General features: G+C 60.7%; 12 protein-coding genes. 8 read left to right on the forward strand and 4 right to left on the reverse strand.

The genetic code is table 11. The annotated features are described in order from the left end of the window. Positions 1 to 105: 105 nt before the first annotated feature. The 3 genes from CUR33_RS18690 (at position 106) to cysN (ending at position 3,958) form a co-directional block, all read left to right on the forward strand. Complete coding sequence (locus tag CUR33_RS18690) at positions 106 to 864, forward strand: Nif3-like dinuclear metal center hexameric protein (protein ID WP_289240542.1); 759 nt, start codon at positions 106 to 108, stop codon at positions 862 to 864. A gap of 276 nt (positions 865 to 1,140) precedes the next feature. Then, on the forward strand, positions 1,141 to 2,058 hold the full coding sequence (cysD, locus tag CUR33_RS18695; RefSeq protein WP_069517898.1) for a sulfate adenylyltransferase subunit CysD: 918 nt from the start codon (positions 1,141 to 1,143) through the stop codon (positions 2,056 to 2,058). Between the two features lies 1 nt (position 2,059). Then, positions 2,060 to 3,958 carry a sulfate adenylyltransferase subunit CysN gene (gene cysN / locus CUR33_RS18700; protein ID WP_282876757.1) on the forward strand — a complete coding sequence of 633 codons (1,899 nt, stop codon included), beginning with the start codon at positions 2,060 to 2,062 and terminating at the stop codon, positions 3,956 to 3,958. Positions 3,959 to 4,041: 83 nt separating this feature from the next. Here cysN and CUR33_RS18705 read toward each other — a convergent pair whose 3' ends face one another. Further along, positions 4,042 to 4,479: a YhcB family protein gene (locus CUR33_RS18705; RefSeq protein WP_090255468.1), complete on the reverse strand. Its 438-nt coding sequence runs from the start codon at positions 4,477 to 4,479 to the stop codon at positions 4,042 to 4,044. 154 nt (positions 4,480 to 4,633) lie between these two features. Between CUR33_RS18705 and CUR33_RS18710 the strand changes: the two genes are divergently transcribed. The 4 genes from CUR33_RS18710 (at position 4,634) to CUR33_RS18725 (ending at position 9,485) form a co-directional block, all read left to right on the forward strand. Further along, on the forward strand, positions 4,634 to 5,263 hold the full coding sequence (locus tag CUR33_RS18710) for an alpha/beta hydrolase (RefSeq protein WP_289240543.1): 630 nt from the start codon (positions 4,634 to 4,636) through the stop codon (positions 5,261 to 5,263). A 185-nt stretch (positions 5,264 to 5,448) separates the two neighbouring features. Then, entirely contained in the window at positions 5,449 to 6,795 is a 1,347-nt protein-coding gene (locus CUR33_RS18715) for a tryptophan--tRNA ligase (RefSeq protein ID WP_289240544.1), read from the forward strand. A gap of 116 nt (positions 6,796 to 6,911) precedes the next feature. After that, a complete protein-coding gene (gene zapE / locus CUR33_RS18720) occupies positions 6,912 to 8,006 on the forward strand; it encodes a cell division protein ZapE (protein WP_167147462.1) in 1,095 nt (364 codons plus the stop codon). A gap of 138 nt (positions 8,007 to 8,144) precedes the next feature. Then, a complete protein-coding gene (locus tag CUR33_RS18725) occupies positions 8,145 to 9,485 on the forward strand; it encodes a DEAD/DEAH box helicase (protein ID WP_289240545.1) in 1,341 nt (446 codons plus the stop codon). 69 nt (positions 9,486 to 9,554) lie between these two features. On the opposite strand, the gene CUR33_RS18730 is transcribed toward CUR33_RS18725, so the two are convergent. From CUR33_RS18730 to CUR33_RS18740, 3 genes are all read right to left on the reverse strand, one after another. Beyond that, on the reverse strand, positions 9,555 to 10,010 hold the full coding sequence (locus tag CUR33_RS18730; protein ID WP_090255456.1) for a PAS domain-containing protein: 456 nt from the start codon (positions 10,008 to 10,010) through the stop codon (positions 9,555 to 9,557). A 3-nt stretch (positions 10,011 to 10,013) separates the two neighbouring features. Then, on the reverse strand, positions 10,014 to 11,015 hold the full coding sequence (locus CUR33_RS18735) for a response regulator (protein WP_090255453.1): 1,002 nt from the start codon (positions 11,013 to 11,015) through the stop codon (positions 10,014 to 10,016). A gap of 85 nt (positions 11,016 to 11,100) precedes the next feature. Further along, positions 11,101 to 12,342, reverse strand: coding sequence for a TIGR03862 family flavoprotein (locus CUR33_RS18740; protein ID WP_289240546.1), 1,242 nt, complete (start codon positions 12,340 to 12,342; stop codon positions 11,101 to 11,103). Positions 12,343 to 12,455: 113 nt separating this feature from the next. Between CUR33_RS18740 and CUR33_RS18745 the strand changes: the two genes are divergently transcribed. Further along, positions 12,456 to 13,589: an aminotransferase class V-fold PLP-dependent enzyme gene (locus tag CUR33_RS18745; RefSeq protein WP_289240547.1), complete on the forward strand. Its 1,134-nt coding sequence runs from the start codon at positions 12,456 to 12,458 to the stop codon at positions 13,587 to 13,589. Positions 13,590 to 13,600: the final 11 nt, after the last annotated feature.

Genomic DNA, 13,600 nt, shown 5'->3' on the forward strand with positions numbered 1-13,600 from the left:
AATCCTGAGGGTTGCCGGGGGCGGATGCGCCCCTTAAGGTGCGCCATTATAGAGAGGTGGCTGCGAATAAAGCAGCGCCTGCACACCTGTTGATAAGGAAACCCTATGGCCATTGCTCTGGCGACCCTGGTGGACGAAGCCGACCGCTACCTGAATGCCGCGCGCATCAGTGATTACTGTCCCAATGGCCTGCAGGTCGAGGGCCGGCCGCAGGTTCGGCGTATCGTGAGTGGCGTGACCGCCAGTCAGGCGCTGATCGAGGCTGCGGTTGAAGCCGACGCCGATGTGCTGCTGGTGCATCACGGTTACTTCTGGAAGGGTGAGAATCCCTGCATCACCGGGATGAAGCGCCGCCGTCTGCAGACCCTGCTGGCCAACGACATCAGCCTGCTGGCCTATCACCTGCCACTGGATGTGCACGCCGACGTTGGCAACAACGTGCAGTTGGCCGCTCAGCTGGGTATTACCGTGGAAGGCCCGCTGGAGCCAGAAAATCCGCGCACCGTCGGTCTAATTGGCTCGCTGGCCGAGGCCATGAGCCCGCGCGATTTCGCCCGCCATGTGCATCAGGTGCTTGGCCGCGAACCCCTGCTGGTAGAAGGCGACGAGATGATTCGTCGAGTCGGTTGGTGCACCGGCGGCGGTCAGGGGTATATCGATCAGGCGATTGCCGCTGGGGTTGATCTGTACCTAACCGGTGAAGCCTCTGAGCAGACCTTCCACAGTGCCCGGGAAAATGGCATCAGCTTTATCGCCGCCGGCCATCACGCCACCGAGCGTTACGGTGTGCAGGCGCTGGGTGATTATCTGGCGCGGCGCTTTGCTATTGAGCATCTTTTTATTGATTGCCCAAACCCTATCTAAGAACCTGCACACGATCTGCTGCGCGTCGGCCAGACTGCGTTAAAAATGGCCTCGGAATGCTCATTTACAGCCAGTAAACTCCGCTTCCTCGGCCATTTTTGCCTTGTCCGGCTCTAGCTCGCTATCTCGTGAGCAGGTTCTGAATCGTCTTTCCTGCAGGTATAAAGCTAGATCGTTTCGATCTAACTGGGCTCCTGATTAGAAGTGGGTGCTGTGCTAGAGTGCGCCCTCGTCCACGGCCCGCCGGCCCAAACACATCGCATTTCGTGAGTAGCCATGCTCGATAAACTGACCCACCTGAAACAGCTGGAGGCGGAAAGTATCCACATCATTCGTGAAGTGGCCGCCGAATTCGACAACCCGGTAATGCTCTATTCCATCGGTAAAGACTCCGCCGTGATGCTGCACCTGGCACGCAAGGCGTTCTTCCCAGGGAAGCTGCCGTTCCCGGTGATGCACGTCGACACGCGCTGGAAGTTTCAGGAGATGTACAGCTTCCGCGAGAAGATGGTCAACGAGTACGGCCTGGACCTGATCACCCACATCAACCCCGATGGCGTGGCGCAGGACATGAACCCCTTCACCTACGGCAGTGCCAAGCACACCGACGTGATGAAGACCGAGGGTCTCAAGCAGGCGCTGGACAAGTACGGCTTTGATGCCGCCTTCGGTGGCGCTCGTCGTGACGAAGAGAAATCCCGCGCTAAAGAGCGCGTGTACTCCTTCCGCGACAGCAAGCACCGCTGGGACCCGAAGAACCAGCGTCCCGAGCTTTGGAATGTGTACAACGGCAACGTCAAGAAGGGCGAGTCGATCCGTGTATTCCCGCTGTCCAACTGGACCGAGCTGGACATCTGGCAGTACATCTACTTGGAACAGATCCCGATCGTGCCGCTGTACTTCGCTGCCGAGCGTGAAGTGATCGAGAAGAATGGCACGCTGATCATGATCGACGACGATCGCATCCTTGAGCACCTCTCGGATGAAGAGAAAGCCCGTATCACCAAGAAGATGGTGCGTTTCCGCACTCTCGGCTGCTACCCGCTGACTGGCGCGGTGGAGTCCACGGCCACCAGCCTGACCGACATCATTCAGGAAATGCTCCTGACCCGTACTTCCGAGCGCCAGGGCCGCGTCATCGACCACGATGCTGCCGGTTCCATGGAAGAGAAAAAACGTCAGGGGTACTTTTAATATGTCGCACCAATCCGATCTGATCAGCGAAGACATCCTCGCTTACCTGGCCCAGCACGAGCGTAAAGAACTGCTGCGCTTCCTTACCTGCGGCAACGTCGACGACGGTAAGAGCACCCTGATTGGCCGCCTGCTGCATGACTCCAAGATGATCTATGAAGACCATCTGGAAGCCATCACCCGTGACTCGAAGAAGTCCGGCACCACTGGCGAGGAAGTCGATCTGGCATTGCTGGTCGACGGCCTGCAGGCCGAGCGCGAGCAGGGCATCACTATCGACGTGGCCTACCGCTATTTCAGCACCGCCAAGCGCAAATTCATCATCGCCGACACCCCGGGCCATGAGCAGTACACCCGCAACATGGCCACTGGTGCCTCCACCTGCGACCTGGCGATCATCCTGATCGACGCGCGCTACGGTGTGCAGACCCAGACCAAGCGTCATAGCTTTATCGCCAGCCTGCTGGGCATCAAGCACATCGTTGTGGCCATCAACAAGATGGACCTCAAGGGCTTCGATCAAGGCGTATTCGAGCAGATCAAGGCCGATTACCTGAAGTTCGCCGAAGGTATTGCGCTCAAGCCAAGCTCGCTGCACTTCGTGCCGATGTCGGCGCTGAAGGGCGACAACGTGGTGAACAAGAGCGAGCAGTCGCCTTGGTACACCGGCCAGTCGCTGATGGAAATTCTGGAAACCGTGGAAGTGGCGGGCGATCGCAATTTCGACGACTTGCGCTTCCCGGTGCAGTACGTCAACCGTCCGAACCTGAACTTCCGTGGTTTCGCTGGCACCCTGGCCAGTGGCATCGTGCGTAAGGGCGACGAAATCATTGCGCTGCCGTCGGGCAAGGGCAGCAAGGTCAAATCCATCGTCACCTTCGAAGGTGAGCTGGAGCAGGCCGGTCCAGGTCAGGCGATCACCATCACCCTGGAAGACGAAATCGACGTCTCCCGTGGCGACATGCTGGTGCATGCCGACAACCGTCCGCAGGTGGTCGACAGCTTCGACGCCATGCTGGTATGGATGGCCGAAGAGCCGATGCTGCCGGGCAAGAAATACGACATCAAGCGTGCCACCAGCTATGTGCCGGGCTCGATTGCCAGCATCACCCACCGGGTCGATGTGAACACCCTGGAGCATGGCGCGGCGAGCAGCTTGCAGCTCAACGAAATCGGCCAGGTGCGTATCGCCCTGGATGCGCCGATTGCGCTTGATGGCTATGCGCACAACCGCACCACTGGCTCGTTTATCGTCATCGACCGTCTGACCAATGGCACCGTGGGCGCTGGCATGATCATCGCTGAGCCGGTTGAGGCTGGCGCGGGTGGCCATCATGGCAAGCTGGCGCACGTGTCCACCGAAGAGCGTGCCACGCGCTTCGGCCAGCAGCCGGCCACCGTGCTGTTCAGCGGCCTGTCCGGCGCGGGCAAGAGCACCTTGGCCTACGCCGTAGAGCGCAAGCTGTTCGACATGGGCCGGGCGGTTTATGTGCTGGATGGCCAGAATCTGCGCCATGACCTGAACAAAGGTCTGCCGCAGGATCGTGCCGGGCGCACCGAGAACTGGCGCCGTGCCGCGCATGTGGCGCGTCAGTTCAACGAAGCCGGTCTGCTAACCCTGGCCGCCTTTGTGGCGCCGGATGCCGAAGGCCGTGAACAGGCCAAAGCATTGATCGGTGCAGAGCGCCTGATCACTGTCTATGTGCAGGCGTCTCCGCAGGTATGCGCTGAGCGTGATCCGCAGGGCTTGTACGCGGCGGGTGGTGACAATATCCCGGGTGAATCCTTCCCCTATGATGTGCCGCTGAATGCCGATCTGGTGATCGATACGCAGTCGCTGTCGGTGGAAGAGGGCGTCAAGCAGGTGTTGGCTCTGCTGCGTGAGCGCGGCGCCATCTAAATCTGCTGCACATTAAAAAGCCCCGTCTAGTGCGGGGCTTTTTATTGCCTGTTCGGTCGCCGAAACGACCGAGTCAGCGGCGTTTATTTGTTCTTCAAACCGTAGCTTTCATCGAGCATACCTGGCACATCGGCGCTTTTCGGCGCGTAGTCCTTTGGCATTTCATGATGGACCGGTGCCTTGATACGCTCGCGCTTTTCACTGCTTTCATCGGCGTGCAGGGTCGCGAGCAGGCGCTGGCGAGTCAGCTCGTCGAGTGCCAGGCGATTGGCCCCGTCCGACAGGTGCTGTTGCACGTCCAGTTGAGTTTGGCTGAGCTTTTTCACCAGGTTGGCGGTGGTGTTGAAATGAGTCACCACCTCGCTTTGGTAGGTGTCGAAGCGTTCTTGAATTTCATCCAGCTGACGCTGGGTGCGGCTAGGGGCCGCATTGGGTGCCAGGCGGGCAATCAGGAAGCCAATGGCAATGCCAGCTACCAGGGTAATGGCGGGTAGCAACCAGGCGGTGAGCGTCTGTTCCACGAGTCCTTCCTCTCTAAACGGCTTTGCTTTACGTTAACGGCTCGAACCTGTGCTGTATACCGCAATGCAATGCCGAAACGTTTGCGGTGGTGTGTGTATGGCGCAGGCTGTCAGCTAGACGAGTCGACCCACTGCGAGGTCACGGAGTTCCCTGTTGCTCACCCGCGAAACCCCTCTAATGATTGCCGGCCCCTGCGGCCAACTCGAAGCCCTGTGGCTGGACACCCCCGATGCCCGTGGCGTGGCGCTGATCTGCCACCCCAATCCGGTGCAGGGCGGCACCATGCTCAACAAGGTGGTCTCCACCCTGCAACGCACGGCCCGTGACTGTGGCCTGGCCACGTTGCGTTTCAATTACCGTGGCGTCGGCGCCAGTGCGGGCAGCCACGATATGGCCAGCGGTGAGGTGGATGATGCCGAGGCCGTGGCCAACTGGCTACGTGCGCAGCATCCCGAATTACCCGTGACCCTGCTGGGTTTTTCCTTTGGTGGCTTTGTCGCTGCTGCGCTCGGCGCACGCCTGGAAGCCCAGGGTGTGACGCTCGATAAGCTATTTATGGTGGCGCCGGCCGTGCAGCGCCTGAGCGAAGAAACGCCCCCAGCCAGCCATTGCCCGCTGATCCTGATCCAGCCTGAAGACGACGAAGTGATCGACCCTCAGGTGGTGTCCCAGTGGTCGGCGGCACTCGGGCGTGCCCATGAGCTGCTGAAAGTGGCAGAATGCGGCCACTTTTTTCACGGCAAGCTTACTGATCTCAAAGATCTGCTGCTGCCGCGTCTCTGATCTGCTGCGCGTCGGCCTAGCGTTGTTAAAAACAGGCCGGGACGCGGCGTCTCGGAATGCTCATTTACACCAGTAAACTCCGTTTTCTCGCCGTTTTGACCAGCCGTAGGCTGTTACTAACGTAGGGCCTAGCCAGGCTCTAGCTCGCGAGATCATAAGATGGCTCAAGTAAAGCGAACCTGAACATGACCACTCGTATCCTTACCGGCATCACCACCACCGGCACGCCGCATCTGGGCAACTACGCGGGCGCGATTCGCCCGGCCATCGTCGCCAGCCGCGCCGCTGATGCAGATTCGTTCTACTTCCTGGCCGACTACCACGCGCTGATCAAGTGCGATGAGCCTGCGCGTATCCAGCGTTCGCGTCTGGAAATCGCCGCCACCTGGCTGGCGTTGGGGCTGGATACCGACAAGGCAACTTTCTACCGCCAGTCGGATATCCCCGAGATTCCCGAGCTGTGCTGGTTGCTCACCTGCGTTGCCGGCAAGGGCCTGCTTAATCGCGCGCACGCCTACAAGGCTTCGGTAGATAAGAACGTCGAGCAAGGCGAAGACCCGGATGCGGGCATCACCATGGGGCTGTTCAGCTACCCGGTGCTGATGGCAGCGGACATCCTGATGTTCAACGCGCACAAGGTGCCGGTCGGCCGCGACCAAATCCAGCACGTGGAAATGGCCCGCGATATCGGTCAGCGCTTCAACCACCTGTTTGGTAATGGCAAGGAACTGTTCACCCTGCCCGAAGCGGTGATCGAGGAAGACGTAGCGACCTTGCCAGGCCTTGATGGGCGCAAGATGAGCAAGAGCTACGACAACACCATCCCGTTGTTCGGCAGTGCCAAGCAACTCAAGGATGCCGTTGCGCGTGTCGTGACTGACTCCAAGCTGCCGGGTGAACCCAAAGATCCCGACAGCTCGCACCTGTTCACCCTTTATCAAGCCTTTGCCGCACCCACTCAGCAGGCGGACTTCCGTGCTGCGCTGGAAGGCGGCATGGCCTGGGGCGAAGCCAAGCAGGCGCTGTGCAACTTACTGGAGGCCGAGCTGGGCGAGGCGCGCGAGCGTTACCATGCGCTGATCAGCAAACCGGCCGATCTGGAAGACATCCTCCTGGCCGGTGCCGCCAAGGCGCGCAAGACTGCTACACCGTTTCTCGGTGAGCTGCGCGAGGCTGTGGGCCTGCGCTCGTTCCGCAGCCAAGCCGTCAATACGGCGGGCGAGAAGAAAAAAGCGGGCAAGAGCGCGCGCTTTGTCAGCTTCCGCGACGATGACGGCAGCTTCCGCTTCCGCCTGCTGGATGCCGCTGGCGAGCAGTTGCTGCTGTCCAAATCGTTTGCCGATGGTAAAGCGGCAGGCATGGCGAATAAGCGTCTGCAATCCGGTGAAGCATTGGATGTGCGCGAGCAGGATGGCGGTTTTGGCGTCTGGTTGGACGATGAGTGCGTGGCGCAAAGCCCTACATTCGCCGACAGCAGTGCATGTCAGGCGGCGATTCAGCGCCTGCGTGAGGCGCTAGCACCCGCTGAGTAACACGCAGGGCGGTGCATTAATCGGATTTCCGTCCAGCAGCCATGCTGGCCGATTGCCAATCAACGGGGGCGTCGCTAAAGTGACGCCCCCGTTTTACTTGCCCGGCTAACGAGTTTATGACCCCCCTAGAACGCTACCAGGCTGACCTTAAACGCCCTGATTTCTTTCATGACGCTGCCCAGGAAACTGCGGTGCGTCACTTGCAGCGCCTGTATGACGACCTGATCGCTGCCGACAAGGGCAGCGCCGGCGTCTTCGGCAAGCTGTTCGGCAAAAAACCGCAGGGGCCGGTCAAGGGCCTGTACTTCTGGGGTGGCGTGGGTCGCGGCAAAACCTACCTGGTCGACACCTTTTTTGATGCGCTGCCGTTCGAGCGCAAGGTGCGCACGCACTTCCACCGCTTTATGAAGCGCGTGCACGAAGAAATGCGCACCCTCAAGGGCGAGAAGAACCCGCTGACCATTATCGGCAAGCGTTTCGCCGATGAGGCACGGGTGATCTGCTTCGACGAATTCTTCGTCAGTGATATTACCGACGCGATGATCCTCGCCACCCTGCTGGAAGAGCTGTTCAAGAACGGTGTGAGCTTGGTTGCTACCTCCAATATCGTGCCGGATGGCCTGTACAAGGACGGCTTGCAGCGCGCGCGCTTCCTGCCGGCCATCGCCCTGCTCAAGCAGCACACCGAGATCGTCAACGTCGACAGCGGTATCGACTACCGTCTGCGTGCGTTGGAGCAAGCCGAGCTGTTCCACTGGCCGCTGGACGCCGCCGCCGAGGAAAGCCTGCAGAAGAGCTTTGTCAGCCTGCTGCCTGAGCACTGCGAGGTGCAGGAAAACGAGCCGCTGATGATCGAGAGCCGCGCCATCGTGGCGCGCAAGGTCGGTGATGACGTGGCCTGGTTCGACTTCCGTGAGCTGTGCGATGGCCCGCGTAGCCAGAACGACTACATCGAACTGGGTAAAATCTTCCATGCGGTGCTGCTGGCCAATGTCGAGCAGATGAGCACTGCGAAGGACGACATGGCCCGGCGCTTTATCAACCTGGTGGATGAGTTCTACGACCGCAACGTCAAGCTGATCATCTCTGCCGAGGTGGAGCTGAAAGACCTCTACACTGGCGGTCGTCTTACCTTCGAGTTCCAGCGCACGCTGAGTCGTCTGCTGGAAATGCAATCCCACGAGTTTCTCGCGCGGCCGCACAAGCCCTAACTCAACACGTGTACGCTCGTACCTTAAAGCCCGGATCATTCCGGGCTTTGTAGTTGATGGCCCGGTGAAGACAGCCAGGCCGTCTGCGCCCAAGCAGGATAAACTCTGCGCCATCGACTTATTTTAGCGGTTAGCCCTATGACGTTTGCCTCCCTCGGCCTGATCGAGCCTCTGCTACGCACCCTCGACAGCCTCGATTACAAAACCCCCACGGCCGTGCAGGCTCAGGCCATCGTGCCGGTTCTGCAGGGCCGCGACCTGATGGCCGCCGCGCAGACTGGCACCGGCAAGACCGCAGGCTTTGCCTTGCCGGTGCTGCAACGGCTGATGATGGAAGGCCCAGAGGTGGCGAGTAATTCGGTGCGTGCGCTGGTGCTGGTGCCGACCCGTGAGCTGGCCGAGCAGGTGCTGCAGAGTTTTCTCACCTACGGTCAGCACCTGCCGCTGCGCAGCTACGCGGTGTATGGCGGGGTCAGCATCAACCCGCAGATGATGAAGCTGCGCAAAGGTGTGGACGTGCTGGTGGCCACCCCAGGCCGCTTGCTCGACCTGTTCCGGCAGAACGCGGTGAAGTTCAATCAGGTGCAAACCCTGGTGCTGGATGAAGCCGACCGCATGCTCGACCTGGGTTTTGCCAACGAGTTGGAAAGTGTGTTCCGCGCACTGCCGAAAAAGCGCCAGACCCTGTTGTTCTCCGCCACCTTCTCCGAAACGATCCGCAGCATGGCCGGCGAGATGCTGAATGACCCACTGAGCATTGAGGTCAGCCCGCGTAACGCTGCCGCCAAATCGGTCAAGCAGTGGCTGATCCCGGTGGACAAGAAGCGCAAGACTGAGCTATTTCTGCACCTCTATCAAACCAAGCGCTGGAGCCAGGCTCTGGTGTTTGTGAAAACCCGTAAGGGTGTTGATGAGCTGGAGGCCGAGCTGCAACGCCACGGCATCAGCGCCGACTCGATTCACGGCGACAAACCCCAGGCCACTCGCCAGCGTGCCCTGCAGCGCTTCAAGGACGGCGAGGTCAAGGTGCTGGTAGCTACTGATGTGGCAGCCCGTGGCCTGGATATCGACGACATGCCGCTGGTGGTCAACTTCGACCTGCCCATCGTCGCCGAAGACTATGTGCACCGTATCGGCCGCACCGGGCGTGCCGGCACCACCGGTCAGGCGGTGTCGCTGGTCTGCGCTGATGAAGTGCAGCTGCTCTCGGCCATCGAAACCCTGACGCAACAAGTTCTGCAGCGCATCGATGAACCAGACTTTATCCCCGACCACCGCGTGCCGCAGACCCTGCCCGGCGGCCAGGTGGTGAAAAAGCCGAAAAAAGCCAAGAAGCCGAAAGTGGTTGGCGGCGGTAAAGGCGGCAGCCTGGGGCGTTGGATGGAGGCCGATGAACCGGCTGCACCGGCGGTCAAGGCCGTACGCAAGGTGCCGAGTTTTGGCGGGAAAGCGGGTAAGCCCGGTAAGTTTGTTAAGTAATCTCAACCGCATCCCGGATGCAATCCGGGGGCGTCTTTTGCCCGAATGCGCCGCTCGCGGGCAAATCGCTTAGCGATTGGCCTGCGCCGCTTCCAGTTGTTTCTTATGGGTGGCCGCGGCGGTCATGTCGTAGATCACCACGCAGATATGTTCCACCGCGTTGCCCGAGCCGCCCAGTGGCAGCAGGGTGACGTTCTGGTACATGAAATCTTCCTGGCCGGTAATCGGCTGGTAGTTCTTGAAGTGCATCAGGTAGGGATGCTGTTCCCATAGGCTGAAAGCACGGGTGCCCAGCGCTACGACGGTATCCACCTTGCGCCGTAGCCAGGCTTCGTCGATTTCACTGAACAGGCTGAATAGGGTTTTGCCGTGCACCTCGTCCGGGCCCATGCCAGAGTGGTTTTCCATAAAGCTGTTCCACACCTCAACCCGGTATTGGCGGTCGAGCACGATCACGCCAACGTCAATGCACTGCACGATATCGAGCAGCCAGTGAACCTCTTTGATGTCTATCTGTGCTGGCATGGCTTAACTCATCAGGTAGTTGAGTTTGTTGGTCAGGCGCTTGATCGAGTCTTCGGTAAACAGCAGCAATAGATCAAAGTGAATATTGTGGGCTTCCAGGCTGTAGCTCACTTCAATGGCCAGGGTTTTGCGCCAGCGCCGCTGGTTGAGGTGAATCAGCCGCTCGATGGAGGAATGCTGGCCCAACAGCTGTGGATGGCCCTGGGAGAAGCGCACGTCGATCTGTTCGGCGATCCCGGCCAGGCAGGCGCCGGTGAGGATGCTGGCCAGGTCCAGCAGCATTTCCGAGGTTTGGGTGTCGTCTTTCGGCTGCCAGCCCAGCAGCTTGGCCATGTCGGCGACTTCTGAGTCATGGAACAGCAGCAGTGCTTCACCGGCGATGCCATCACCAATAAAGCCCTGGCACACCGCGCTCAGGCGCTCGCCACGCATGGCGTCGGTGAGGGTCATGTGCAGCTCACTGACCTCGAAGATATTCACCTGGGGCACCGGCAATTGCACAAAAACGTGCAGCACCTTGGCCAGTAACGCGGCGGCGCGGCCCATGGCGACGTTGGTCACTTCGCGCAGAGCATCGCGGAAGTTGACCTTCAACTCATCCAGCACGGCAGCCTGAGCAAGCGCAGTCGGGGTGGCTTTGGGGTCGAACAGGCCCAGTTCGAGCAGGGTGTTACGCAGGGTGTCGGGGTCAGCCGGCTTCTTGATAAAGGCCAGTGCACCGAGTTCCTTGACCCGGCGGACGGCTTCATCCTGCACGTCGCCGGACACCACCACGACCTTGCAGGCGAGGCCCTCAGCGCGCATGGCCGCGAGGGTTTCATAACCGTCCAGCACGGGCATGGTCAGGTCCAGCAGCATCACCTGGCCCAGCCCCTGACGCAGCGCGGTCAAGGCTTCCTGGCCATTGGTGGCCTGGCTGATGGTCACTGGCCATTCAGGCGGCAGGGCGCGGATCAACTGCTTGCGCGCCATGTTCGAGTCGTCGCAGACCACTAGTGGAATCACGGCTGGAGAGTACCTGTGCGCGTGGAAGAACACCGCTCTGTGACGGTTTTCCCAAGCATAGCCGCTTGAGGCCCGGCGTGTGGGCTTATCTGGTGTGCGGCAGCCAGTTGAGCATGCCTTGGGCGGCGCGGCGGCCGCTGGCAAAGCAGGCGGTCAGCAGGTAGCCGCCAGTGGGCGCTTCCCAGTCAAGCATTTCCCCGGCGCAGAAAGTGCCAGGCAGCGCCTTGAGCATCAGTTGCTCGTCCAGTTGCTCGAACGGCACGCCGCCGGCTGTGCTGATGGCTTCATCCAATGGCCGCGGACGCACCAGGGTGATCGGCAGGGCCTTGATTGCATTGGCCAGTAGCACGGGATCATTGAAGGCTGCAGCACTGGCCAGTTCCCGCAGCAGAGCAGCTTTGACCCCGTCGATCCCCGCCTGGCGATGCAGGTGTTTAGCCATGGACTGCGAGCCACGCGGCTTGCTTAGGGCTGTCTGCAATTTAGCAAGCGGCGTTTGCGGCAGCAGGTCGAGGTGCAGGGTAGCGCTACCGTGCTGGTTGATCGTCTCGCGAATAGCGGCTGACAGGGCATACACCAAACTGCCTTCGATACCGCTGGCGGTCAGCACAAATTCGCCCAGACGCGGCGTCTCGCTGGCCAGGTTAAGGCTGACGTTCTTAAGCGGCGCGCCGGCGAACTTGTCCCGCAGAAACGGACTCCAGGCCGTTACATCGAAGCCACAGTTGCTAGCCTGCAACGGCGCGATGGTCACGCCACGGTCTTGCAGCAGGCTGACCCAGGCGCCGTCTGAGCCTAGTCGTGCCCAGCTGGCACCGCCCAGGGCCAGCAGCGTGGCGTCGGCATTCACGGTCTGTTCGCCAGCGGGTGAGGCAATCCGCAGCGCTCCCTGGCTATTCCAGCCCAGCCAGCGGTGGCGAGTGTGGATCTGTACACCCAGTTCACGCAGACGCTTGAGCCAGGCGCGCAGCAGCGGTGCGGCTTTCATATCGGTGGGGAATACCCGCCCCGAAGTGCCGATAAAGGTGTCGATACCCAGGTCGTGAATCCAGGCGCGCAAGGCGTCGGCATCGAGCGCCTCTAGCAGCTCGGCCACTTCAGCCTGGCGCGGGCCATAACGAGCGACAAAAGTCGGCTTGGCTTCGGAATGGGTGATATTCATCCCGCCGACCCCGGCCAGGAGGAACTTGCGTCCCACCGAAGGCATGCCGTCATAAAGATCGACTTGCACACCACCCTGGGCCAGCACTTCGGCCGCCATCAGCCCGGCAGGGCCGCCGCCGATAATGGCAACGCGTGGAGCAAATGCGGGGTGGCTGTCGGTCATGGCGATATCAGGCGGGAATTACGGGCGTGCATTCTAACCGAGCCTGCCGCGACCTTGTCATTTGCCCCGGCTTCGGGCAGGGTCGCGGGAGACTTTTCTGACTGGAGCCCCTTATGTCTGACCTCTACCCCAGCATCGACCCCGACGGCCTGATCGAATACTCGGTGGTTTACACCGACCGCTCCCTCAACCATATGTCGCAGTCGTTTCAGGGCGTGATGACGGATATTTCCAGCACCCTGAAGCAGGTCTACAACGCCCATGCCGTGGCTATCGTGCCCGGTAGCGGCACCTATGGTATGGAGGCTGTAGCGCGCCAGCTGGCCACCGGGCAGAAGTGCCTGGTACTGCGCAATGGCTGGTTCAGCTATCGCTGGACGCAGATTTTCGTGATGGGCCAGATCCCCTCGGAAGCGATTGTGCTCAAGGCGCGTCCGGTTGCCGAGGGCAGTCAGGCGGCATTCATGCCGCCACGGCTGGTCGATGTGCTGGCGGTGATCGCCGCTGAAAAGCCGCAGGTGGTATTTGCCCCGCACGTGGAAACCTCGTCCGGAATGATCCTGCCAGACGGCTACCTGCGCGCCGTGGCGGATGCTGTGCATGCGGTCGGCGGCCTGTTTGTGCTCGATTGCATCGCCTCCGGCACCCTCTGGGTGGATATGCAGGCCTGCGGTATCGATGTGCTGATCAGCGCCCCGCAAAAAGGCTGGAGCGCCTCGCCCTGCTGCGCCCTGGTGATGCTCAGTGAAGCCGCCCAAGCCCGCGTCGAAGCCACTCAAAGCACCAGCTTTGCCTGTGACCTGAAAAAATGGCTGCAGATCATGCAGGCCTACGAGCAGGGTGGCCACGCTTACCACGCGACCATGCCCAGCGATGCCCTGGCGCGCTTTCGCGATGCCATGCGCGAAGCCGAAGCCATCGGCTTTGCCACCGTGCGCAGCCAGCAGCAGGAGCTCGGTGATCGCGTGCGCGCATTACTGGCCAGCAAAGGCTTTAAAAGCGTCGCCGCCGAAGGCTTTGATGCCCCTGGAGTAGTGGTGTGCTACACCACCGACGCGAGCATCAAGAACGGCAGCAAATTCGCCGCCCAGGGCCTGCAGATTGCAGCGGGTGTGCCGCTGCAGTGCGATGAACCAGCAGACTTCCAGACCTTCCGCCTGGGTCTGTTCGGGTTGGACAAGCTGGGCAATATCGAACGCACCGTAGCGACCCTTGAGCAGGCGCTGGATAAAGTGTTGGCGGGGTAATCGAATGCCGT

The organism is Pseudomonas sp. FEMGT703P, assembly GCF_002786345.1.
GTDB lineage: Bacteria > Pseudomonadota > Gammaproteobacteria > Pseudomonadales > Pseudomonadaceae > Aquipseudomonas > Aquipseudomonas peli.